The sequence below is a fragment of the Novosphingobium sp. TK46 genome (assembly GCF_055361525.1).
This window is the reverse complement of the sequence record NZ_CM143963.1, coordinates 847161-870174: the sequence shown is the minus strand read 5'-3', so window position 1 is coordinate 870174 and position 23014 is coordinate 847161. Positions and strand designations below refer to the sequence as shown.

19 protein-coding genes are annotated in these 23014 nt (G+C 64.0%); 7 read left to right on the top strand and 12 right to left on the bottom strand.

Features of this window, described 5'->3' with window-relative positions; translation table 11 throughout:
* Window positions 1–7 precede the first annotated feature (7 nt).
* Complete coding sequence (locus ACXJ1Z_RS04020; protein ID WP_463779714.1) at window positions 8–2758, bottom strand: [protein-PII] uridylyltransferase; 2751 nt, start codon at window positions 2756–2758, stop codon at window positions 8–10.
* 165 nt (window positions 2759–2923) lie between these two features.
* On the opposite strand from ACXJ1Z_RS04020, the gene lgt reads away from it, so the two are divergent.
* Genes lgt through ACXJ1Z_RS04005 form a run of 3 tightly spaced genes read left to right on the top strand, consistent with a single transcriptional unit; the run spans window position 2924 to window position 5473 of the window.
* Entirely contained in the window at window positions 2924–3871 is a 948-nt protein-coding gene (gene lgt / locus ACXJ1Z_RS04015) for a prolipoprotein diacylglyceryl transferase (protein WP_463779712.1), read from the top strand.
* A gap of 10 nt (window positions 3872–3881) precedes the next feature.
* A complete protein-coding gene (locus tag ACXJ1Z_RS04010) occupies window positions 3882–4955 on the top strand; it encodes a class I SAM-dependent methyltransferase (RefSeq protein ID WP_463779711.1) in 1074 nt (357 codons plus the stop codon).
* Window positions 4955–5473, top strand: a complete 519-nt coding sequence (locus ACXJ1Z_RS04005; protein ID WP_463779709.1) for a DUF2306 domain-containing protein — start codon at window positions 4955–4957, stop codon at window positions 5471–5473. The genes ACXJ1Z_RS04010 and ACXJ1Z_RS04005 overlap by 1 nt, the downstream gene beginning before the upstream one ends.
* A gap of 6 nt (window positions 5474–5479) precedes the next feature.
* Here ACXJ1Z_RS04005 and ACXJ1Z_RS04000 read toward each other — a convergent pair whose 3' ends face one another.
* The 3 genes from ACXJ1Z_RS04000 to gyrB form a co-directional block, all read right to left on the bottom strand.
* The gene (locus tag ACXJ1Z_RS04000; protein ID WP_488199532.1) at window positions 5480–7246 is read right to left on the bottom strand and encodes a bifunctional metallophosphatase/5'-nucleotidase; all 1767 of its coding nucleotides are present in this window, start codon (window positions 7244–7246) and stop codon (window positions 5480–5482) included.
* A gap of 56 nt (window positions 7247–7302) precedes the next feature.
* Window positions 7303–7692: a metallopeptidase family protein gene (locus tag ACXJ1Z_RS03995; protein ID WP_463779706.1), complete on the bottom strand. Its 390-nt coding sequence runs from the start codon at window positions 7690–7692 to the stop codon at window positions 7303–7305.
* Between the two features lie 67 nt (window positions 7693–7759).
* A complete protein-coding gene (gyrB, locus tag ACXJ1Z_RS03990) occupies window positions 7760–10306 on the bottom strand; it encodes a DNA topoisomerase (ATP-hydrolyzing) subunit B (protein ID WP_463779704.1) in 2547 nt (848 codons plus the stop codon).
* A 158-nt stretch (window positions 10307–10464) separates the two neighbouring features.
* Here gyrB and ACXJ1Z_RS03985 point away from each other — a divergent pair, with 158 nt between their 5' ends.
* From ACXJ1Z_RS03985 to ACXJ1Z_RS03975, 3 genes are all read left to right on the top strand, one after another.
* Complete coding sequence (locus ACXJ1Z_RS03985; RefSeq protein WP_463779703.1) at window positions 10465–11886, top strand: M20/M25/M40 family metallo-hydrolase; 1422 nt, start codon at window positions 10465–10467, stop codon at window positions 11884–11886.
* A 377-nt stretch (window positions 11887–12263) separates the two neighbouring features.
* Complete coding sequence (gene guaA, locus ACXJ1Z_RS03980) at window positions 12264–13823, top strand: glutamine-hydrolyzing GMP synthase (RefSeq protein WP_463779702.1); 1560 nt, start codon at window positions 12264–12266, stop codon at window positions 13821–13823.
* Between the two features lie 278 nt (window positions 13824–14101).
* Window positions 14102–15493, top strand: coding sequence for an IS110 family RNA-guided transposase (locus ACXJ1Z_RS03975; RefSeq protein WP_463779701.1), 1392 nt, complete (start codon window positions 14102–14104; stop codon window positions 15491–15493).
* On the opposite strand, the gene ACXJ1Z_RS03970 is transcribed toward ACXJ1Z_RS03975, so the two are convergent.
* The 6 genes from ACXJ1Z_RS03970 to ACXJ1Z_RS03945 all read right to left on the bottom strand — a co-directional run bounded on the left by ACXJ1Z_RS03970 (window position 15494) and on the right by ACXJ1Z_RS03945 (window position 20525).
* Complete coding sequence (locus ACXJ1Z_RS03970; RefSeq protein WP_463779700.1) at window positions 15494–16357, bottom strand: nucleotidyl transferase AbiEii/AbiGii toxin family protein; 864 nt, start codon at window positions 16355–16357, stop codon at window positions 15494–15496.
* Window positions 16350–16988 (bottom strand): type IV toxin-antitoxin system AbiEi family antitoxin domain-containing protein, encoded by a 639-nt coding sequence (locus tag ACXJ1Z_RS03965; protein WP_463781164.1) that lies wholly within the window; start codon window positions 16986–16988, stop codon window positions 16350–16352. Before ACXJ1Z_RS03965 ends, ACXJ1Z_RS03970 begins: the two co-directional genes overlap by 8 nt.
* A gap of 280 nt (window positions 16989–17268) precedes the next feature.
* Entirely contained in the window at window positions 17269–18156 is an 888-nt protein-coding gene (locus tag ACXJ1Z_RS03960) for a plasmid partitioning protein RepB C-terminal domain-containing protein (protein ID WP_463779699.1), read from the bottom strand.
* A 7-nt stretch (window positions 18157–18163) separates the two neighbouring features.
* Window positions 18164–19042: a plasmid partitioning protein RepB C-terminal domain-containing protein gene (locus ACXJ1Z_RS03955; RefSeq protein ID WP_463779698.1), complete on the bottom strand. Its 879-nt coding sequence runs from the start codon at window positions 19040–19042 to the stop codon at window positions 18164–18166.
* Window positions 19039–19824: a recombinase family protein gene (locus ACXJ1Z_RS03950; RefSeq protein WP_463779696.1), complete on the bottom strand. Its 786-nt coding sequence runs from the start codon at window positions 19822–19824 to the stop codon at window positions 19039–19041. The genes ACXJ1Z_RS03955 and ACXJ1Z_RS03950 overlap by 4 nt, the downstream gene beginning before the upstream one ends.
* The gene (locus ACXJ1Z_RS03945; RefSeq protein ID WP_463779695.1) at window positions 19818–20525 is read right to left on the bottom strand and encodes a recombinase family protein; all 708 of its coding nucleotides are present in this window, start codon (window positions 20523–20525) and stop codon (window positions 19818–19820) included. Before ACXJ1Z_RS03945 ends, ACXJ1Z_RS03950 begins: the two co-directional genes overlap by 7 nt.
* Before the next feature lie 145 nt (window positions 20526–20670).
* On the opposite strand from ACXJ1Z_RS03945, the gene ACXJ1Z_RS03940 reads away from it, so the two are divergent.
* Window positions 20671–21060, top strand: a complete 390-nt coding sequence (locus tag ACXJ1Z_RS03940) for a hypothetical protein (protein ID WP_463779693.1) — start codon at window positions 20671–20673, stop codon at window positions 21058–21060.
* An 84-nt stretch (window positions 21061–21144) separates the two neighbouring features.
* Here ACXJ1Z_RS03940 and ACXJ1Z_RS03935 read toward each other — a convergent pair whose 3' ends face one another.
* Window positions 21145–21507 (bottom strand): helix-turn-helix transcriptional regulator, encoded by a 363-nt coding sequence (locus tag ACXJ1Z_RS03935; protein ID WP_463779692.1) that lies wholly within the window; start codon window positions 21505–21507, stop codon window positions 21145–21147.
* Window positions 21508–21868: 361 nt separating this feature from the next.
* Complete coding sequence (locus tag ACXJ1Z_RS03930) at window positions 21869–22987, bottom strand: NADH:flavin oxidoreductase (protein WP_463779691.1); 1119 nt, start codon at window positions 22985–22987, stop codon at window positions 21869–21871.
* Window positions 22988–23014: the final 27 nt, after the last annotated feature.

Sequence of the window (23014 nt, the reverse complement as noted above, 5' to 3'; positions counted from 1 at the left end):
AGAAGGTTCAGGCGGCGACCGCGATCCCGGCCGCTTCGCTTGCGGCCTCCAGCATGCGCTTCTCCAGCGTCTTGATGCGGCTCTGCGACTCCAGCTTGTCGCCCAGCAGATCGGTCACGTAGAAGGTATCGACCGCGCGCTCGCCATATGTGGCGACATGGGCGGAGTGGACCATCAGCCGCGCGTCGAACAGCGCATAGGACAAGCGGTTGAGCAAGGCCGGCCGGTCGCGGGCATTGACCTCGACCACGGTGAAGCGGTTCGACGCCTTGTTGTCGACCAGCACGCGTGGGCGCACGTCGAAGGCATCGGCACGTGGGCGGGCATCGGGGCGTGCCTGCAACTGCGGCAGCAGGCGGACGCGATTGGCCAGCGCGCCTTCGATCGAAGTGCGTAGCCGATCGAGCTGCCCCTCTTCGCGGAATGGCCGGCCGATCGGGTCCTGCACCAGGAAGTTGTCGACCGCGCGGCCGGTACGGGTGGTGTGGATGCGCGCGTCGATGATGTTGCCGCCGGCCAGGTGGATGCCGCCGGCGATGCGAAAGAACAGGCCGGGATGGTCGGCGGCGATCACCGTCACCAGCGTGGCGCCGCGCGCGGGGTAGAATTCGCTGTAGATCGCCAGCGGCTCGTTCTTCGAGGCTTCGTACTGCGCCAGGTTCTTGGCGATCACGTCGTCGGCTTCGGCGATCCAGTAGGCATCGGCGAACTGCTTGCCGATCGCCTCGATCAGGGTGCTGTCGGGGCCAAGCCGTGCGGCGACGGCTTCGCGCTTGGCGGCGATGCGTTTCTCGCGGCCGTATTCGGCGTGGCCAAGCCGCAGGCGTTCCTCGGCGGCGCCGTACAAGTCGCCGATCAACTGGCGCTTCCAGCTGTTCCAGGTGCCAGGTCCGACCGCACGGATGTCGACCACCGTCAGCAGGGTCAGCTGGCGCAGGCGGTCGACCGATTGCACGATGCCCACGAAATCGGCGATGGTCTTGCCATCGGACAGGTCGCGCTTGAACGAGGTCGCGCTCATGACCAGGTGCTGGCGGACCAGCCAAGCGACCAGTTCGGTCTCCTCGTCGTCCAGGCCGAGCCGCGGGCACAGCCGGCAGGCGATCTCCGCACCGATCACGGAATGGTCGCCACCGCGGCCCTTGGCGATGTCGTGGAGCAGCACCGCCATGTAGAGTGCCCGGCGCGAGCGGACCTTGCCGATGATCTCGTGGGCGAGGGGATGGTCGTCCTTCAGCTCGCCGCGTTCGATCCGGGCCAGCAGGCCGATGGCGCGAATGGTATGTTCGTCCACCGTGTAATGATGATACATATCGAACTGCATCTGCGCGTTGACGCGGCCGAACTCGGTGACGAAACGGCCGAACACACCGGCCTCGTTGAAGGCGCGCAGGATCTTCTCGGGGTCCTGCCGGCTGGTCAGCAGTTCCATGAACAGCGTGTTGGCGCGCGGATCGTTGCGCACCTCGTCGCGGATCAGCGAAATGTCGTGGCCGATCTGGCGCAGGGTCTCGGGATGGATCTCTAGCCCCTCGCGATCGGCGACGACGAAGATCTCGATCAGGCGAACCGGATCCTCGGTGAACCATGTCTCGCTGGGTGCGCGCACGCGGCCGCCGAACACCTTGTAGCCCTTGACGGTACGGACGCGGGCGCGAAAGTTCGCCAGCAGGCCGCGTGTGGGCCGCTGGGCGAATTGCTCATCCAATTGCGCCAGAAACACGCCGGTCAGGCTGCCGACGATCTTCGCCTGCAGGAAGAAGTACTGCATGAACCGCTCGACCGCGCTTTTGCCGGGGCGATCGGAGTAATTCATGCGCGCCGCCACTTCGCGCTGCAGGTCGAACGTCAGCCGGTCTTCGGCGCGACGGGTGATCGTGTGCAGGTGGCAGCGCACAGCCCAGAAGAAGTTCTCGGCCCGGCGGAACGCGCGATATTCCTTCTGGCTCAGCAGGCCGACCTGCACGAGATCGGCCTGACTGCGCACCTTGTGGATGTACTTGCCGATCCAGAAGAGCGTGTGGAGATCGCGCAAGGAACCCTTGCCTTCCTTCACGTTGGGCTCGACCACATAGCGGGTATCGCCCATCCGCTTGTGCCGCGCCTCGCGCTCGCCCAGCTTCTCGACCACGAACTGGCGTTCGGTGCCCTGCACCACGTCTTTCCAGAACCGCTGGCGGGCTTCCTCGAACAAGTCCTGGTCGCCCCAGACATAGCGGGCTTCGAGCATGGCGGTGCGGATCGTGAGGTCGGACTTGCACATCCGCACCATCTCGTCGATCGAGCGGCTGGACTGGCCGATCTTGAGGCCCAGGTCCCACAGGAAATACAGCATCGCCTCAATCACCTGCTCGCACCAGGCGGTGCAGCGGATGGGGGTCAGGAACGCGATATCGACGTCGGAGTGCGGCGCCATCTCGCCACGCCCGTAACCACCGACCGCCGCGATCGTCAGCCGCTCGCCCTTGGAGCGATTGTTGGGCGGATAGACATCGACGATGACGTGATCGTGGATGATCCGCAGGATCTGGTCGACGAGGAAGGCCTGCGCCTCGGCGATCTCGTAACCGGCGCTGGGTTTTTCGACGAGCCGCCGCGCGATCTCGACGCGTCCCTGCTCAAGCGCATCGCGCAACAGGGCGACGATGTCGAGACGCGCCTTTCGCGTGCCGTGCTCTTCCACCAGCGCGGCGATACGCGTGGTCAGACCGCGACGGTCGATCACGGCGCGCGGCGAAGGGATGCGGATTACGTGCATGTCCAGGCTTATCTAGGGGTTGTGAGCGCCGGTGGGAAGGCGGCTGAGGCACCACGCGCAACATCCTTTTGTCCACACTGCGGCAGGCATCCGTACCGGCCAGCGCGCGTCCTATCCAAAACCCGCCTTTCCTCGGCCATCCGGCTATGCCAGAAGGCCGGCGAAATGGCCGTGCCGCCGCCAGGCCGCATATCCGACACATCATACGAGGTTGCCCGTTTGCTGATCCTGTCCGCCGCCGCCGCCACGGTTTCCGCAGGCCACCAGCCGATCTACTGGGTCGACCTGGGCCTGAAGAACGGCATTCCGATCGGCTCCTTCACGCTGCGGTATTACTCGCTGGCGTACCTGGCCGGCATCGTGCTGGGCTATTGGCACCTCACCCGCATGATCAAGGCGCCCGGCGCGCCGATGGCGCAGCGCCATGCGGACGACCTGTTCTTCTACTGCACGCTCGGCATCATCCTGGGCGGTCGCCTGGGGTATGCGACGTTCTACACCGGCGGCGATACCGGCATCCCCAGCCTCTGGGCGCATCCGACAGAACTGCTGGCGTTGTGGCATGGCGGCATGAGCTTTCACGGCGGGCTGATCGGCGTGGTGCTGGCGATCGCCTGGGTCTCGTGGCGCGGTGGGCTGAACTTCATCCGCGTGGCCGACTATATCGCGGTCTGCGTGCCGTTCGGGATGATGTTCGGGCGCCTGGCGAACTTCGTGAACGGCGAGCTGTGGGGCCGCGTCGCCGGACCCGAGGTGCCGTGGGCGATGGTCTTCCCCGATGGCGGCCCGCTGCCGCGCCATCCCAGCCAGCTGTACGAAGCGACGCTGGAAGGCGCGGTGCTGATCGTCGTCATGCTGCTGCTGTTCTGGAAAAGCCGCGCACGGTACCGGCCCGGCTTGCTGGTCGGCGTATTCGCCACCGGCATCGCCATCGCGCGCTTCTGCGTCGAATTCTTCCGCGAACCCGATGCGCAGCTGCAGGAGTTCACGCTGCGCACCGGTCTTTCGATGGGCCAGTGGCTGACGATCCCGTTGATGCTGCTGGGCCTGGCGATGGTCGCGCGTGCATTGATCAAGCCGCCGCTGGCGACCGGACGGCCGGTGCCGGTCTGACGCTCCGGCCATGACCTTCCCCGGTTCGATGCGCGACGAGGGCACGGATAGCCTCGCCGCCATCCTGCGCCGCCTCATCGCCAATACCGGGCCGATCAGCGTGCAGTACTTCATGGGCGAATCCAACGCCCGCTACTATGCCGCACGCGATCCGCTGGGCGATGCGGGCGACTTCGTCACCGCGCCCGAGATCAGCCAGATGTTCGGCGAAATGGTCGGCCTGTGGCTGGCCGATATGTGGATGCGCGCGGGCACGCCCGAGCCGGTGCACTATGTCGAGCTGGGACCGGGGCGTGGCACCCTGGCACGCGATGTGCTGCGTTCCGCGCGCAAGTTCGGGCTGGCGCCGCGCGTCCATTTCGTGGAGACCTCGCCCGCGCTGAAGGCGCTGCAGCTCGCCGCCGTACCCGACGCTTTCTGGCATGATGACCTCTCGACGGTGCCCACGACGGGGCCGGTGCTGCTCGTCGCCAACGAATTCCTCGACGCCTTGCCGATCCGCCAGCTGGTCAAGACGCAGCACGGCTGGCGCGAGCGGATGGTGGCGGTGCACGAGGATGCGCTGGTCGGCATCGCCGGCGAGCGGCCGATGGACGCCGCCGTACCGCCCGCGTTGCGGGAGGCCGAACCCGGCACGCTGATCGAGACTTGTCCCGGCGCCGCTGCTGTCGTCTACGAGATCGCCGGGCGGCTGGCCGAGCAGGGCGGTGCCGCTCTGTTCATCGATTACGGCCACGATGCCCTGCGCACCGGATCAACGCTGCAGGCGGTACGTGCGCACAAGAAGGTGGACGCCTTCGCGCATCCGGGCGAAGCGGACCTGACCGCGCATGTCGACTTCGCCACGCTGGCCAAGGTCGCCCTGTCGCGCGGATGCCGCTGGCTGGGTACGGCGGGGCAGGGGGACTGGCTGCGCGCCCTGGGCATAGAGGCGCGCGCGCAAAGCTTGGCGCAATTTTCGCCGCAACACGCCGAGGCCATGGCCTCGGCGCTCGAGCGGCTCGTGGGGGACGATCAGATGGGTACGTTATTCAAGGTCATGGGTTTGGCCGCGCCCAACTGGCCCGACGGAGCCGGCTTCTGATGGCGACCATCGCCGACAGGGTGGCACCTGCGAACAGGCCGGTCGGGCTCATGCCCGACCGCACGGAGCGTGTGCTGGGCGTGCTCAGCATCGTGTTGCTGGGGTTCGTCCTCGCCGCTCTCGCACGCGGAGCCGATCATCTGGGGCAACTGCCCTCGACCTTGTGGCTCCATCTGGCGACCATGATGGTGACGCTGGCGTTGACGCCGGCGATCCTGTGGATGCCGCGCGGAAACCGGCTGCATCGCCGGCTCGGCTATGCCTGGGTGGCCGCGCTGGCCGTCACCGCGATCGACAGCTTCGCCATCCGCATGAACAACGAGGGCAAGTTCAGCGCCATCCACATCCTCTCCGTCGTCACGCTGGTCGCTCTGCCGGTGCTGGTCACCAGCGCCCGCCGCCACCAGCATGCGCGCCACCGCCGCACCGTTCGCGGGCTGGTGATCGGGGCGCTGCTGACGGCCGGGTTCTTCACCTTCCCGTTCCACCGCATGCTGGGCAGCTGGCTGTTCGGCTGAGCGCGCTCAGCCGCCGATCTGCGTCACGCGCTTGTCGTTGGGTACCGCGCGCATCGGTACGGCGGTGAGCCATGCTTCCATCGCATCGACGTCGATGCCCGAGCGGACCTTGTCGGTGGCGCGGGTGAACTCGGTGTAGAAGTCGCCGCCTTCCGACAGGAAGCTGTTGGTGGCAACGCGATACGTCCTGGTCGGCACCAGCGGCTTGCCATCCAGCGTGAGGCTGACCACGCGCTTGCCCGCGGGGCGGCGCATGTCGTAGCTGTAACGCAGGTTGGCGGAAGGGGCGAGCACCTGCTGGGTGTACGTGTCGTCCAGCCCTTCCTCGATCACCGCCTTGATCTGCGCGCCGGTCATCGTCTGCACCACCAGGTCGTTGTTGAACGGCTGGACGGCGTAAAGCTGGCCGAACGTCACCGTGCCGTCGCGCGCCGGCACCAGCGAAGTGCGCACGCCGAAGGGGTTGGTGAAGCCCACTTGCGCGCCCAGCCGCCGCGTCGCGCCAAGCTGGCTGTCGGCGATGAGGTAGCCCAAAGGCCCGCCGCGCCAGCTGCCGTCGCCCTCGGTCTTCACCGCGGGGCCTGACAAGTGGCCGGCGGGCCGCGAGGTCTCCTTCGCCACGTCGTCGACGTAGCGCTTCACGTAGGCCGCGACCTCCGGCTTGGGCGCGAACTGGGGCACGCGGGTCGTGTTCGGGATCAGCCCGCGCGAGCCGGTGTAGGGCTCCGACTGCACGATCACGTTGCGCGCCTTTTTGGCGACCAGCGCGTGGGTCTTGGGATCGAAGTCCAAGGTGATGTCGGTGACCAGTTCGCCATAGACGCCCGCGCTGGTCAGCAGGATCGGGTGAGCGGGATCCTTGCCCGCGTGTTCGCAGACGTAATCCCAATGGGTATGGCCGGAAACGACCACATCGACGCCGGGGTTCAGCCGGTCGAGGATCGGGGTGATGTCGCCCGCGAACTTGTCGCAGCCGTTGACGTCGCCGAAGTCGCTGGTCTTGCCGCCCTGGTGGATCAGCACGACGATGGCGTTCGCGCCTTGCGCCTTCAGCCTGGGGATCGCGGCGTTGATGGTGTCGGCCTCGTCCGCGAAGTGCAGGCCCTTTAGCGCATCGGGGGAGACCAGCGCGGGCACCGTCTTGAGCGACAGGCCGATGAAGCCCAGCGTGATCTTGCCGGCGGGGGTGTCGAAAATCTTGAGCCCGGTGGCGGGGAACAGCGTCGATCCATCGTCCCTGATGGTGCTGGCGGACAGGTACTTGTAGGTCGCGCCGGTGAACGGCTCCAGTCGGCACGGCGCGCGGCGGGTGTTCTTGGCGCAACCGCCGTTCTGCAGCCGCAGCAGTTCGTCGGGGCCACGGTCGAACTCGTGGTTGCCCACCGCGTTGAACTCCAGCCCGATGCGGTTCATCACACCCACGGCTGGCTCGTCGAGGTAGAGTGAGGACGCCAGTTGCGAGGCGCTGGTGAGGTCGCCCGCCGCGACCACCACATGGTTGGGATGCTCGGCCTTGATCGAGTCCACCGCCGATGCCAGCCAGGCCGCGCCACCCGCCGGAACGCCGATGAAGCTTCCGTCCGGATTGGGCAGATTGACCGCCTGCTTGGGCGGTTCGAGCGCGCCGTGGAAATCGTTGATCGCGATCACGCCGATCTCGATCGGGGCGTCCGCGCTGGCGGCAAGGGTCTGACGGGGTGTCGGCGTGGTCGCGCATGCGGCGAGCAACGAGGCGAGGAGCAGCGGCAGGCTGCGCTTGATCTGCGGAATCATCATGCCGCCATATCGGACGGTGATGTGACAAGCCAATGGCGTTGTTGGGGTAAGGCCTAAGCCCCGGCTTCGATCGCGTGCATGTCGGCGTCCGACAGGCCGAAGTGATGGCCGACCTCGTGCACCACGACGTGAGTCACCAGGTCTTCCAGCGCCACGCCGGTTTCGCACCATTCGGCCAGCAGCGGCTGGCGAAACAGCTTGATCACCGGCCGCATCTCGCCCGAGTTCCAGATCGAGTCCTTGTCCATCGAGCGACCGTGATAAACGCCGGACAGGTTCCACGCGTCGTCGATCCCGAGCGCGGCCAGCGTCTCGTCGTCGGCGAATTCCTCCACCGCAACGCGGATACCTTCGAGGTGCTGCGCGAACGGCTCGGGGATGCGCGCGAACGCCGCGTGGGCGAGGGCTTCGAAGGCGGCAGGGGAGGGGGCTGGTCCGGTCATTCCGGCGATATCGCTACGCCAGCCCCCGCCGGCAAGATCTTGACAAGCGGGCTCGCAAGCCCGGTCATCAGACGTCGAGGTTGGCCACGTTGAGCGCGTTGTCCTGGATGAATTCGCGGCGCGGTTCGACGATGTCGCCCATCAGGCGGGTGAAGATCTCGTCGGTGATGTCCGCATCGTCGACCTTTACCTGCAGCAGGATGCGATTGTCGGGATCGAGCGTGGTTTCCCACAGCTGCTCGGCGTTCATCTCGCCCAGACCTTTGTAGCGCGAGATCGCCAGGCCCTTGCGCCCGCCGGCCAGCACCGCGTCGAGCAATTGCGTCGGACGCGTAATCACACCGTCGCTGCTGGTCGGGCGCTTCACCGCGGCGCCCTCGACCGCTTCGGCTTCGGTTTCGCCGTCCGTCTCGCCCGCAGGTTCGGGGTCGGCCATTTCGGCAATGGCGGTCGCGCGGGTGAGGCGGGCGGGCATGGCGTAGACCTCGGCCTGCTCGGCGGCGATCTTGGCCAGCTTGCGTGCCTCGGCGCTCGCCAGGAAGCTCGCTTCGATGACGTGGTGGTCGGTGACGCCGCGCCACAGACGACGCACGATGTACGAGCCTTCCTCGCCGCGCTGCGCGGTCCAGCGGCCTTCCGGATCGCCACGCTCCAGCCATTCGCCGGCGGCGGTCAGTGTCGCGACCTTGCTGGCGTCGTTCTGGTCGGGGGCGAGGGCACCAGCCAGCGCCAGCGCCTCGATGATGCCCATGTCGTACTTGCGCGGGACGTAGGCCAACAGGTTGCGCATCGCCATCGCGTGGTTGACCAGTTCGACCAGCTCCGCGCCGCCGCGCGCGCCGCCGGCGGTCTCGAGGATGCGACCTTGCGAGCCGGCGTCGACCAGGTAGCGGTCGAGCTGGCGGTCGTCCTTCAGGTACACTTCCGAGCGGCCCTTGCTGACGCGATAGAGCGGTGGCTGGGCGATGAAGAGGTGCCCGTCGCGGATGATCTCGGGCATCTGGCGGTGGAAGAACGTCAGCAGCAGGGTGCGGATGTGCGCCCCATCGACGTCTGCGTCGGTCATGATGACGATCTTGTGGTAGCGCAGCTTCTTGATGTCGAAGTCGTCGCGGATTCCGGTGCCCATCGCCTGGATCAGCGTGCCGACCTCCTTGGACGAGATGATCCGGTCGAACCGCGCGCGCTCGACATTGAGGATCTTGCCCTTGAGCGGCAGGATCGCCTGGATCTTGCGATCGCGGCCCGATTTTGCCGAACCGCCGGCCGAGTCACCCTCGACGAGGAACAGCTCGCACTTGCTGGGGTCGCGCTCCTGGCAGTCTGCCAGCTTGCCGGGCAGCGAAGCGATATCCATCGCGCCCTTGCGTCGGGTCAGTTCGCGGGCCTTCTTGGCGGCTTCGCGCGCGGCGGCGGCGTCGATGATCTTGTGGATGATGATCTTGGCGGTGGCGGGGTTCTCCTCCAGCCACTGGCTCATCTTGTCACCCATCAGCGCTTCCAAGGGCTGGCGCACTTCGGAGCTGACCAGCTTGTCCTTGGTCTGTGACGAGAACTTGGGGTCGGGCAGCTTGACCGAGACGATCGCGGTCAGGCCCTCGCGCATGTCGTCGCCCGAAAGCTGGACCTTTTCCTTCTTGAGCATGCCCGAACGCTCGGCATAGTTGTTCAGCGTGCGGGTCAGCGCGGCGCGGAAGGCCGCCAGATGCGTGCCGCCATCACGCTGAGGGATATTGTTGGTGAAGCACAGCACGTTCTCGTAATACGAGTCGTTCCACTCCAGCGAGACCTCGATGCCGATGCCGTCCTTGTCCGCCATGATGGCGATCGGCTCGGGCATCAGCGCCTGCTTGTTGCGGTCTAGGTACTTCACGAAAGCCGCGATCCCGCCCTCGTAGTACAGATCGTGCTCCAGCACTTCCTCGTGCCGCTTGTCGCGCAGCAGGATATGGACGCCCGAGTTGAGGAACGCGAGCTCGCGGTAGCGGTGCTCCAGCTTGTCGAAATCGTACTCGGTCACGTTCTTGAACGTGTCGGTCGAGGCCTGGAAGGTGACCTTGGTACCCTTCTGGCCCTCGGCAGCCGTGCCGACCACGCGCAACGGCGCGGCGGTGTCGCCATGCTCGAAGCGCATCCAGTGCTCCTCGCCATCGCGCCAGATGGTGAGTTCCAGCCACTCCGATAGCGCATTCACCACCGAGACGCCGACGCCATGCAGGCCGCCGGATACCTTATAAGCATTGTCATCGCTGGTGTTTTCGAACTTACCGCCGGCGTGCAGCTGGGTCATGATGACCTCGGCCGCCGAAACGCCTTCCTCGGCGTGGATGCCGGTGGGGATGCCACGGCCGTTGTCGGTCACCGAGACCGAGTTGTCGGGGTTCAGCTCGATCGTGACCAGATCGCAGTGCCCGGCCAGCGCCTCGTCGATGGCGTTGTCCGAAACCTCGAATACCATGTGGTGCAGGCCCGAGCCGTCGTCGGTGTCGCCGATGTACATGCCGGGGCGCTTGCGCACGGCGTCGAGGCCCTTGAGGACCTTGATCGAGTCCGCGCCGTACGCGTTGAGGTTTTTGGTGTTGCCGGGAACGGCGTCTTCGGGGGTGCTTGCCATGGCGATTATATAGGGTCGCAAGGGCGGAAACTAAAGCGAAACCGGCTTTCCTATCCACAAGCCCGGCAAGCGCGTGACGAGACCTCTTGCGCTCGGCGCTGACTGCGCCAGTGTGTGCGTATCAGACAGGCATATCAATCATCTGGGGGCACCAGCCGATGAAGACCACGCTTTCCGTTCTCCTCGCATCGGCGCTGGTCGCGCCGTCGCTGGCTTCTGCGCAGACAATGACGCTGCGGCCCGACCAGCAGGAATACTTCGGCCTGTACAAGGAGCTGATCGAGACCAACACGACGCTGAGCCAGGGCAGCTGCACCGAGGCGGCGGCGAAGATGGCGGCGCGGTTGAAGGCGGCGGGCATGAAGGACGACCAGCTGATCCCCTTCTCGACGCCCGAGCATCCCAAGGACGGCGGCCTCGTCGCGATCTATCCCGGCACGACCAAGGCCAAGCCGATGCTGCTGCTGGCACACGTCGACGTGGTCGAGGCCAAGCGGGAGGATTGGGAGCGCGATCCGTTCAAGCTGGTCGAGGAGAACGGCTATTACTATGCCCGCGGTGCTGTGGACGACAAGGCACAGGCCTCGATCTGGGTCGATACGCTCGTCCGTTTCGCCAAGGCCGGGTACAAGCCCAAGCGCACGATCAAGCTGGCACTCACCTGCGGCGAGGAAACCAGCGGCGCGTTCAACGGCGCCGAGTGGCTGTCGAAGAACAAGCGCGACCTGATCGACGCGGCCTTCGCGCTCAATGAAGGCGGCGGCGGGCGCACCGACGGTCAGGGCGTCGCGATGGGCGGCAAGGTGGTCAACCAGACGCTGCAGGTGGGCGAGAAGGCCTATCAGGACTTTACCCTCACCGCGACCAACCCCGGCGGTCACAGCTCGCAGCCGGTGCCCGACAATGCGATCTACGAGTTGTCCGCGGCACTGCTCAAGGTCGGCGGCTACGAGTTCCCATTGCAGTTCAACGAGGTGACCAAGGCCTACTTCACCAAGTCCGGGCAGCAGCGCGGCGGCGAACTGGGCGGTGCGATGCAGGCGCTGGCGAAGAACCCCGAAGACAAGGCGGCGCTCGCGGTGGTCGACAAGGACAAGATGCTGCACTCGATGCTGCGCACGACGTGCGTGGCGACGATGGTGAATGCGGGCCACGCGCAGAACGCCTTGCCGCAGCGCGCGACCGCAAACGTCAATTGCCGCATGTTCCCGGGGCGCACGTCCGACGAGACGCAGGCGGCGCTGGCGCAGGCGATCGGCAACAGCAAGGTGGACATCGTCCAAAAGGTGAAGGGCAAGCCGATCGCCAAGGTGCCGCCGCTCGATCCCGCGCTGGTCAAGCCGATCGACACGCTGGCGGCCAAGTATTTCCCCGGCGTTCCGGTTATCCCGTCGATGTCGACCGGCGCCACCGATGGCGTGTACCTGTCAGCCGTGGGTATCCCCACATACGGGGTGCCCAGCGTGTGGACAGACCCGGACGGCAACGGCACGCACGGCCTCAACGAGCGGGTCGAGGTGAAGGCGCTCTATACCGCGCGCGACTATCTCTACGATCTGGTGAAGACGCTGGCCGGCTGATCCCGACGCGCCGCAGGCGACATGACGTGCGCGGCGCACAAGAAAAAAGGCGGCCCGTTGCGGGGCCGCCTCTTTCGATCTCGCGCGTCTCGATCCTCAGACGAGGGTGAGAGCGAACGCCAGGGCGCTGGCGCCCAGGGCCGCTGCGAGACCGAACGTCCGTTGGACGAGGGTCATAGCACTTTCCTCCTGTTATATTCCCGGATAAATGCGTCTTACCACCCAATCCGTTTACAAATACAAACATAGGAAGGTTAGTAATTATCGCAATGTCAAAAGTAACAATATAACTTGCATCATTTGCAACTGTGATTGCGGCGCCGCGCCTTGACTGTGCCTCTCTGGACACGCCGCGCCGGCCCGACTAACGCCCCACCATGACCATCCAGCCTTCGGAATCCGTCCTGATCGTCGACTACGGCAGCCAGGTGACGCAGCTTATCGCCCGCCGCGTGCGCGAAGCGGGAGTGTATTCCGAGATCGCGCCATTCACCACCGCCGAAGAGGCGTTTGCGCGGCTCGACCCGGTCGGCGTCATCCTCTCCGGTTCGCCGGCTTCGGTGCTGGACGAAGACGGCCCCCGCATCCCCGACGTGATACTCGATAGCGGCCGCCCGTTGCTGGGCATCTGCTATGGACAGCAGGCGTTGATGCATCAGCTTGGCGGTGAGGTCAGCGGTGGCGACGGTGGCGAGTTCGGTCGCGCGTTCATCGACATCGCGGATACGTGCGCGCTGTTCGACGGCCTCTGGCAAGTGGGTGAGCGCCATCAGGTGTGGATGAGCCACGGCGACAAGGTCATCAAACTGGCGCCGGGTTTCCACCCGGTCGCCGCCAGTTCCGGCGCGCCCTATGCCGTCATCGCCAACGAGGACAAGCGCATCTACGCGATGCAGTTCCACCCCGAAGTGGTGCACACGCCCGACGGTGCCAAGCTGCTCAAGAACTTCGTGCGCCACGTCTGCGGCATGGCCGGCGACTGGACCATGGCGGAGTTTCGCAAGACCAAGATCGAGGAGATCCGCGCTACCGTTGGCTCGGCGCGGGTCATCTGCGGCTTGTCGGGCGGCGTCGACAGCGCCGTGGCCGCGCTGCTGATCCACGAGGCGATCGGCGAGCAGCTGACCTGCGTCTTCGTCGACGGTGGCGTGCTGCGCCAAGGCGAGGCCGAGCAGGTCGTCAGCCTGTTCCGCGGCCACTACAATATCCCGCTGGTCCACGTCGACGCCTCGACGCTGTTCCTCAACGGCCTCAAGGGCGTGACCGACCCCGAGCTCAAGCGCAAGTTCATCGGCAAGACCTTCATCGACGTGTTCGAGGATGAGGCCAGGAAGATCGGCGGCGCCGACTTCCTGGCGCAGGGCACGCTCTATCCCGACGTGATCGAATCTGTGTCGTTCACCGGCGGGCCTTCGGTGACGATCAAGAGCCACCACAACGTCGGCGGCCTGCCCGAACGCATGAACATGAAGCTGGTCGAGCCCTTGCGCGAGCTGTTCAAGGATGAAGTGCGCGAACTGGGCCGCGAGCTCGGCCTGCCCGAGATCTTCGTCGGCCGCCATCCGTTCCCCGGTCCGGGCCTTGCGATCCGCATCCCCGGCGAAGTCACGCGCGAGCGCTGCGACATCCTGCGCAAGGCCGACGCGATCTTCCTCGAAGAAATCCGCAGCGCCGGCTTGTACGACGCGATCTGGCAGGCCTTCGCGGTGCTGCTGCCGGTCAAGACCGTGGGCGTGATGGGCGATGGCCGCACCTACGACAACGTCTGCGCGCTGCGCGCCGTCACCTCGACCGACGGCATGACCGCCGACATCTTTCCCTTCGACGCGGCCTTCCTCAGCAGCGTCTCGACCCGCATCATCAACGAGGTCAAGGGCATCAACCGGGTCGTTTACGATTACACCAGCAAGCCGCCCGGCACGATCGAGTGGGAGTGACGGGAGCGTAGTCTGGCGAAGTATGGCGTTGAGATAACAACGATTTTCGCCCTCGATACCGAGACCGGTATATCATCAACGAGCGCTCGTTGTGTAAACCAACACTTTGATTTGTCTGGGATAGATTTCGGCAGATACGGGTAGCCGACCTTAGCGGCGCTCAAACTGTCGGTATTTCTTCTGATCATCAGCTGCAAGTGGGACACCGCGTAATTGATTTAGCCACCCTTGTGCATGGTACGAAGTCGCCTTGGCGCTTCAATGCAGGAGAGTGACCGATGTCGATTTATGCCGGATTGGACGTGAGTGACAAGACGACGCACATTTGCGTGGTCGATGGCCAGGGCAAGGTTTTGCGGCGAGACGTTGTCGCCAGCGATCCCGATGTCCTGGCCAAATGGTTTAACAAACATTGCGCCGATCTGGCGCGCGTGGTGCTGGAGACGGGAACGCTATCGACGTTTCTGTATCATGGGCTGGTCGAGCGCGGCGTTGCGATAGAATGTATTTGCGCGCGGCACGCGAAGGGCGTCCTTTCTGCACGCGTGAACAAGAGCGATGTCCACGACGCGGAAGGGCTTGCCCAACTGGCACGCACCGGCTGGTACAAACGCGTCCACATGAAAGCGTCAGCAACGCACATTGACAGGGCAGCCCTGCGCATTCGGACACAGTTGATCACAGCCCGGACAGCCATGGCTAACCAGCTGCGCGGGCTCCTGAAGCTGTTCGGCCTGCACATGGGTACCGCCAGAACACCGGGCCGGCGTGCCGAACGCCTGACGGCGTTCTACGCTCAGCGCCCGGATTTGAAGGCTCTGTTTGCTCCGCTTATTGCATCCATGGAGGCTATCGAGGAGCAGTTGCGCGCATACAATCGCCTGCTCAATGACCGGGCAAAGGCGGATGAGGTCTGCGCCCGGCTGATGAGCGTCCCTGGGGTAGGACCGATCACCGCGCTCACCTACACCTCGACCATCGAAGATCCGCGTCGTTTTGCCAGAAGCGACGATGTCGGCGCCTATGCGGGGCTCGTGCCACGACGCAGTCAATCGGGAGAACGCGATGTCAGCGGCCACATCTCCAAGGCTGGAGATCCCATGTTGCGCAAGGCGCTTTACGAAGCCGCCAATGTCGCGCTGTCCCAGGTGAAGCGGCCGTTCGCCCTTCAGGCGTGGGGCAGGAAAATGGCCGAAGCCAAGGGCGCAAGGCGTGCCAGAACGGCAGTTGCACGGAAGCTCGCCGCACTACTCCATTCGCTTTGGCTGAACGAGACTGAGTTCCGCTGGGCCTGGACCCACCGCCATCCGCGCTGCCGGTGCGAGCCAGTCCGGATGCCAGTTGAGCCAGCGCACCACCGCATCGACGAGCGAGGCCTGGAAATTGAAGGCCGGCTTGTAACCCGGAAGCCAATCCTCCCCGAGACCCTTGAGCACCGCGCTGATGTTCTGGTGCTTGTATTCGATCGAGCCGCGCGGGCGCCCGATCACGGCCTGAAGGCGGCGGTTATGTTCGGCCTTGCTGTATGTGCGCCCGACAATATCGGCAGCGAGCATCGCAAAATAATCCGCGACGATCGCATCGTTCTGTCCGTCCGTCCAATCACCAGCCATCGGCTTGCCCTCCCAGAGCGCTGGGGCGCGACAGGTTCGAGGCAATCGGCGAATTGATCATAGCGTGCGGGCTGCTTCAGCCCTTGGGCCAAGGAAGGAGGCGAGAGCGGCGCACACATCTGCCAAGCTGCCTGGAGACGCGCCGAGATCGCGCTTGAACGCCTCCCACTGCTGCATCTTCGCGGGATCCTCCCCGAAATCGGATGTGAGAGCGTCCGGAAGCTGAGCTGGAATGGCCGTCTGGCGACGATCGAACGTCGCCTTGATCGCACGAACCAGCCGATCATCTTCAAAGTCAAAGGTCGTCGCCAGCAGCCAGATGTCGTAGAAATCCTTCATGCGCGAGTTCGCGCGGCCGAGCGCGACCATCGCCTGAAACTTCTCGGCGATCACTGTCTCGCGGGCATAGGCGCGCAGCTTCGGTGCAGGCTGATCGAGCAGGGTTGGATATTCGAGCAGTTCGGCGCCGGGTTCCAGTGCGTCGCCGAAGCCGACATCGATCGCAACGGGTACGCGCGCGCCGCCAACATCGGCAACGGCACGCAGGCGAACGCCACCATAGTCGAGCGCTTCGCGAATGCGGTCGACACGTAGGGTGTCCGCATTGAACACGATCCCGTCGTCGACCTCGTTGGAGAGAATATCGCGAAACGTGGCCTGCATCGCGTCAGGGTCGGGATCGCCAAACCCGAGCAGGTCGAGATCCCGCGTTGGTCGGGCAGGGTCGTCGAACCAGGTAGTGAGAAGCATAGCTCCCTTGAGGACGAACCGCTCGGCGTGTCCTGAGATGCTTAGCCGATACAGCAGTCGCTCCAGCGCAAAGCGGACGAGGATGAGATCAAACGGCTGACCTGAGGCGCGAGCCTGGTTGAGCAGCTTTGCGCGAACCGAGGCTCCAAGGTTGGCGCGCTTCTCAGCCATCAAGCGTGAGCGTTTCGAGATAGGGGGCCATTATTGACCATGCGCCTCGTTCACGCGCGCATTCGGCAATGGCCGCAGGCATCGCTTTGCGTTGCCGCAGCGTCTCGCGCAGCGCCTCAATCGCAACATTGAGGCCGACGGACTTCCGATGGCGGAAGCAATCGACGATTGTGCGCGGGATCGTAAACATCCGAACACTGACGTTCTCGATCATATGGGTTTCGATGTCTGATTGTAGCAGCCTGTCCGACATCCGCACGATCCTGAGACGCGGGCCATGCTCGACGGGAGCCCACTCCTTGGCCCCGATCGCCATCCAGACCTTCCGCGGCATCTGATCTGTGAGTTCGTGATAGGCGAGGGCGGAAGTGAGGCAGAGCACACCCTTTGGCACGCGCTTGGCAGCCTCGGCGAGATCGTGGTTGATATCGATCTCTGCATCGGCGAGCTGGTAGATGCCACGAGAGAGGCGGATCACAGCGCCGTCGGCAAGCAGGCGGGACACAGTGGTTGCGGCTACACCTTCAGCGGCAAGCTCGCTGATACGCATCATGCCTCGCCGAGCGAGCAGGCCGCGAGCCCGCTCAGCCTGCGTCTCACTCGTGTTATAGTTCCTCGGAGCCTGATCCATGATTACCGAGGTTTTATAACATTGCTCCTGATCGGGCAAGCGCACGGATTCGAACTCTATCAAATGGAGAAGGTGGAGCGCGCCGACCTGCCGCCTCAGATTGGCGCGCTCCTAACTATCACGCCGCGCTGGCAGCGTGCAGCCAGCCATATGACGGCTGGCCTAGCGGGCTCCATGCGGGTTCGCCGCCATTCCCGCCACCGCCCTTGATCCGCCCGACGCGACGGCTTCTCCGACGGTCCCGGCGCTTATGGGTCCCGGTCCCCAGTCTAGTTTCACCTCAGGCCGACGACTGATCGAGCGACGTCGCCTGCACGATGGAACGAAAATTCTCGAGGAACTCGGGATGGCGGCGTTCCAAAAAGCCTTCGATCTCAGGCTTGGAAAGAAGCCGCTCAAGGAAGCCAGATGCAACGACCAACACCAGCATGTCGTCGCCATAGGATGCCTCGAGTTCCTTATAGTCCTCGCTGACCGAGGCCATCTCGCGTTCAAGCCGGGCCATCTGTTCAGCCGACAGCCCAGTCGCTTTCTTCAGCTCATCGGGCTTGTGCAGCTCTTCCGATTTCGAGGTGGCCAGCAAGGCCTTGGCATAGTTGACTGTGTAATTGTTCGCCGAAACCATCAGTTCAGCCGCTTCCAGCTGACGGATTGGCTTCATCTTGCGCAGCTTCTGAAAGGCATGATGCCCCACCGGCTTGTCCTTGAGGAGTTCGGCAACATCTCCCGTGATCCCAGCCAAGAGATGTCGCCGCTGGCGGATCACCTTCACATCAACGTTAAGCGCGCGCGCCAGCTTCTCCTCGGAGACTCCACGATCGAGGGCGCGCACGATCATGTAGTGCTCTTGGATCGTGGCAAGCCGGTTGACGCGCTTGTTGTAGGTGAAGGACTCATCGTCGTCCGCTACGACACATGCCACTTCGGTTGCCCCCAGGAACCGCAGGGCGTCGAGCCGCATATGCCCATCGAGCAGCAGATAGCTGCCATCCTTTTGCCGCGCGATCGACAGCGGTTCGATCAGTCTAACCTCGGCAACCGATGCCGCGATGCGGCGATATTTGACCGTTTCGCGCACGCCGGCTGGCAGCGCTTTGGTCGGCAATAAGTCAGCGATCGGGAGGCTTAGAACCTTGCGTTCGAACGCGATCTTGACGGGATCAACCATGTGGCACCTACGCCGGCTCAATACGCTCGGCGAGCGCGCGTGGAAGTGTGTTGAGTCCTTCAGCCCGCAGCAGCGTCGAAAAATGTTCGTCCGCCAGTAGACGGCGCAGGGCATTGGCGACGAATAGCAAACGGCTGCGAGCGAGCGAAGCCCGCTTAATGAGAAGCTTCTGCCGCTCGGTCTCGCGCTGATATGCGCGGATCAATCTTTCCGAGGTGACTGGTTTTTGGACGCGTCCGGCCCTCGCGCCCTGCTTATGAAGCTGCTTTCCACTCGTATTGCGCTGATCGATGATCTTGCGGATTGCCAGCACCTGGTTGCCCGGGATCGTTTTTTCCTCATAGGCTTCGGCTAGCGCTCGCTGAACCTCCCCATCCTTAGCGCGGGCGATCTCCATCGCAATCGTGTGCGGGATCACGCCGCGTTCGACAGCAGCAATTAGCTTTTCCTCGCCATTATCGAGCAGCAGACAGATGGCACTGACATATTCGGTCGAGAAGTCGACCTTTGCGGCTATCTCCGCATAGGAATAGCCGCGCGCGTGCAGCGCACCGATGGCATGGACCAGTTCAAGCGCGCTGTGCTGACGCCGCGCCAAATTCTCGACCAGACTCATCACGAAACAGTCTTCTTCGACCGCATCGATCGCGATGGCGGGAATCTCGGTCTGGCCGAGAGCGATGAATGCCTCCAGGCGACCCTGACCACAAACGAGATCGAACCTTGCCTTGCCTGGGCGCTGGCTTACCGTGATCGGCTTCTTCAGGCCAAGATGAGCAATGCTGTTCACCAGTTCCTGGAAAATCCGCTTATTGCGGACCCGCGGATTGAGGACCGTAATCAGGTCGATCTGGACCGATCGGATTTCGGGCGTCGACTCGCTCATGCCGCCACCTTGAGTGGCGAGCGCCGCGAAAGATCGAGCAGGGCGTCCAGCGTATCGAATCGATAGGCGTCCAGGAGAATGCCGTTTTCCGGGGCGAGCCGAAGATTGGACGCGGTGCCGAAATCGAGCCAGGGCAATAGATAGTAATCGCGGATGGCTAGGTTGTCCGGCTCCATACGCGCCACGATCGTGATGCTCGGGCGAAGCCCAATATCGAAGCGCACCTTCCAGCGAAGCGAACCCACCGAGGTCTCGTTGCATCGCGAGATCGCCAGCGAAGCGCTGAACTCCTCGTTGATGCGTAGGAGGTCGGTGATGGGATCGCGGCGAACAGCTCCTCCGGCTTCTGTGATATCTGCCACGACCTGCGCGACGACATCGGGATGCAGTTCCCGGAGCCTGCGATTGGTCTCGATGTACCGGTAGTCCCGCGAAGGTGCGTACCCGACCAGCTTATAGGCCCGAACCAGACTGCCGAAGCGATGCCGGAAGGTGGAGCTGGATGGCATGTCCTCAATCTCGTCGATGACGAGTCCCGAGAGCCACCCCTTGTCCGCGAGCAGCGCCGACAGCCGGCTCAGCAATTCTTCATCCGTGAAGCGCCGACTACGCTCCTGGATAATGCGCTGAGCCGCATCGAAAAAGTCGCGTTCGACAATCGCCTCAAACGCGCCGTCACCGCGCACCCACATATCGGGGGTGTTCACGACCCGCTTCGCCTTCAGCTTGAAGGAGGCCCGGTTATACACGTTGTTGCCAATATACTTCTCATTGGTCAGCACCTGATGGACCGTGCCGCACGGCCAAGATCAGTGAGGGTGCCTTCCTCATTCAGCACGTTGGCGATCTCGGTCTCGGTGCGGCGCTGCACGACAAACATTCGATACAGCCGCCGCACCACCTCGACCTCCTCAGGTGGCCCCGGCTTCAGGATCACTCGATCGGTCCGCAGGCTCTTCTGCTCGCCGTGGTTGAGCACGGCCTTCGGATGGCGATGCTCGTCGACGAGATAACGCCGCAAGCCAAAGCCTGCAGCGCCGCCTTGCCGAAAGCCGAGCCGAATAAGTCGGCATTGCCCGGTGAACACCTTGACCGATAGCTCGCGACTATATTCGCCGGCCATTGCCCGCTTCATGCTCTTGATGATCGTGGCGCTTAGGCTGCCATCATTTTCGAACTGCTCTGCGCAATATTGGACGGCAATCCCCGCCTCGCGACAGATGAACTCATAGTATGCGCTCTCATCTGCATCCTGGAAGCGGCCCCATCGGCTGACATCATAGACGAGGATGGCCTTGAAGTCGGTCTGGCCGCCCCGCACGTCCGCGATCAGTTGCTGAAGTGAAAGGCGCCCATCGAGACGCAGCCCGCTTTTCCCAGAATCTTCGTACGTCTTGACGATCTCGAAGCCGCGGCGGGCTGCATATTGGGCGATGATCTCCGCCTGGTTTTCAGTCGAGTATTTCTGATGCTCGGTCGACATGCGCACGTATTGCGCGGCCCGGACTGGCGCACGCGGCGTGGATCCATCACCAATGGGTTCTTCAGAACTTATCACACCGACTGCTCTCGCTGGCTTCAATCGGACAGGTTCGACCTCCCGCAATCCTAATCGGGAGTCAGTGCGAATGTCGTTCTCCGAAAAAGACCGAAAACTTCAGTCCGAGACTGGAAAAGAGTTTCAGATCCCGGCTGCCACCGAACCGATCGCAAGGGCAATCGCCGCCGCGCTGAAAGCAGAATTTGGCAATACGCCGGCTGCCTTAAAGACGGTTGCCCGAATGACCCGCTCGAACGAGCGGGCGGTGCGTAATTGGTTTGAGGCGAAAAACGCGCCAAGCGCGGAAAACCTCGTCATTCTGATGCGTCACTCCGATCTCATATTGCGGGCCGTCCTCGCTTTGGCCGACCGTCGGGATCTTGTGATGGCAATCGGGTTGGCCGCGCTGCGCCAGCATCTCATGGATACGGTGGCAGCAATCGACGGCCTGCCTCCAGATCTCGCAGATACAAGCTGACACCCCCGCAAGGCATCATCGACGGAAGCGGGAGGCGAGTGGCCCATGCCGCTGAGATTGTTCGGCGGCATGGGCCGAGTCCGATCAGCCTTTGGGTTTCACCGGCCGCCATTTGCGGTGGCGCACGTCGACCGTCGAGGCAATGTCGGCCTCGCCGGCAAAATAGGCAGAGCGGCGCTGTTCAAGCCACGCCTGGACCTCGGCCAGATCCCAGACGACACAGCGCGGCGAAAGATTGAACCTGGGCGGGAACTCGCCACGCTTCTCCATTTCAAAGATCGTGCTGTCGGCCAAGGGCACGATCAGTCGAAGCTCATGCCGCCTGATCATCCGGGGTAAGCCCGTCAGGACGGTGGCCGGGCCGGCATAGGCCTGGGGGCTGTCGTCATCGTCATGCCCACTGCTAGGCACCATGAGAATGCGGACGGGGGTCGGAGTTTTCGTCATGCTTGTTCTCCATCATTGGTGGAGAAGCGGCGAGACCGTGGGTGGCGAGAATCGGCACCGGCAATGCCGCCGATGGACGGTATTTTCGGGGCTGACGCCATTGTCCGCAGCGGTTAGTCTCGGGCTTGATCGGCTGATCAGCGATATCGAATGTCTTCGATAGGTGGTTTGTGAAAAGAGGCCAAAATTCTTGAATATAATCGAAAGTTTGGCTGTTTGACGGCCCTGCTAGCGGCAGATAATCGTCAAAATTATTTTTCGCGTTCTAAATCAGATGGTTATGGCCGTAGTAACAATCGAGTGGGAGTGAGCCCGATCGCCCGGCGCGGCTGAACCGCGCCGGTCGATCGAGGTCTGGCGATCAGTCGAAGCGGGCGAGGGCGGCCGTGTCGAATACTTCCAGTTCGTCCTCCTGTCCCAGGCGCACCTTCCTGGCCCAGGCGGGGTCGGTGATCAGCGCGCGGCCGACCGCGATGAGATCGAATTCGCCGCGCTCCATCCGGCGGATCAGTCCGTCGAGGCTGGTGGGCTGGGCGGATTGCCCGGAGAACACGTTGATGAAGTCGCTCGACAAGCCGACCGAACCGACGCTGATCGTGGCGGCGCCGGTCAGCTTCTTGGCCCAGCCGGCGAAGTTCAGCCCTTCCTCGCCATCGATCTCGGGGAACTCGGGCTCCCAGAACCGCCGCTGCGAGCAATGGAGGATGTCGACGCCCGCCTCCACCAGCGGCATCAGCCAGTCGTGCATCAGGTCGGGCGTCTCGGCCAGCCGCGCGGCGTAGGCCTGCTGCTTCCACTGGCTGACGCGCAGGATGATGGGAAAGTCAGGCCCGGTCGCCGCGCGCATGGCGGTGATTACTTCGGCGGCATAGCGCGCGCGCTCGCGCAGGGTGGCGCCGCCATAGCGATCGGTGCGCTCGTTCGTGCCGGCCCAGAAGAACTGGTCGATCAGGTAGCCGTGTGCGCCGTGCGCCTCGACCGCATCGAAGCCCAGGCGTTTGGCATCGGCGGCGGCGCGCGCCCAGGCGGCGATCGAGTCGGCGATCGCTTCATCGCTCATCGCGACGCCGTGCGGTTCGCCTGGAGCGATCAGTCCCGAGGGGCTTTCGACCGGCGCGTCGGGCTGCCATTTGACCGTCTTGCTGGCGACCGCGCCGGTGTGCCACAGCTGCGGGGCCATCGCGCCACCCTCCTTGTGGACGACGTCGATCACGTTGCGCCAGCCCTCCAGCGCGGAGCCGTGAAAGAACGGGATGCCGGGTTCGTTGCGCGAGGCGGGGCGTTCGATCACCGTTCCTTCGGACAGGATCAGGCCGACTTCACCCTCGGCCCGTTTGCGGTAGTAGCTCTCGTGCGTCGCATCGGGGAGCCCGCCAGTCGCGAAGCCGCGCGTCATGGGCGCCATGACGATACGGTTGCGCAAGGTGAGCGCGCCCAGCTTGAACGGTTCGAACAGGACGGCGGGGTCGGTGGCGGTCATCGGCGGGGCTCCATGGCGATCTGCGCC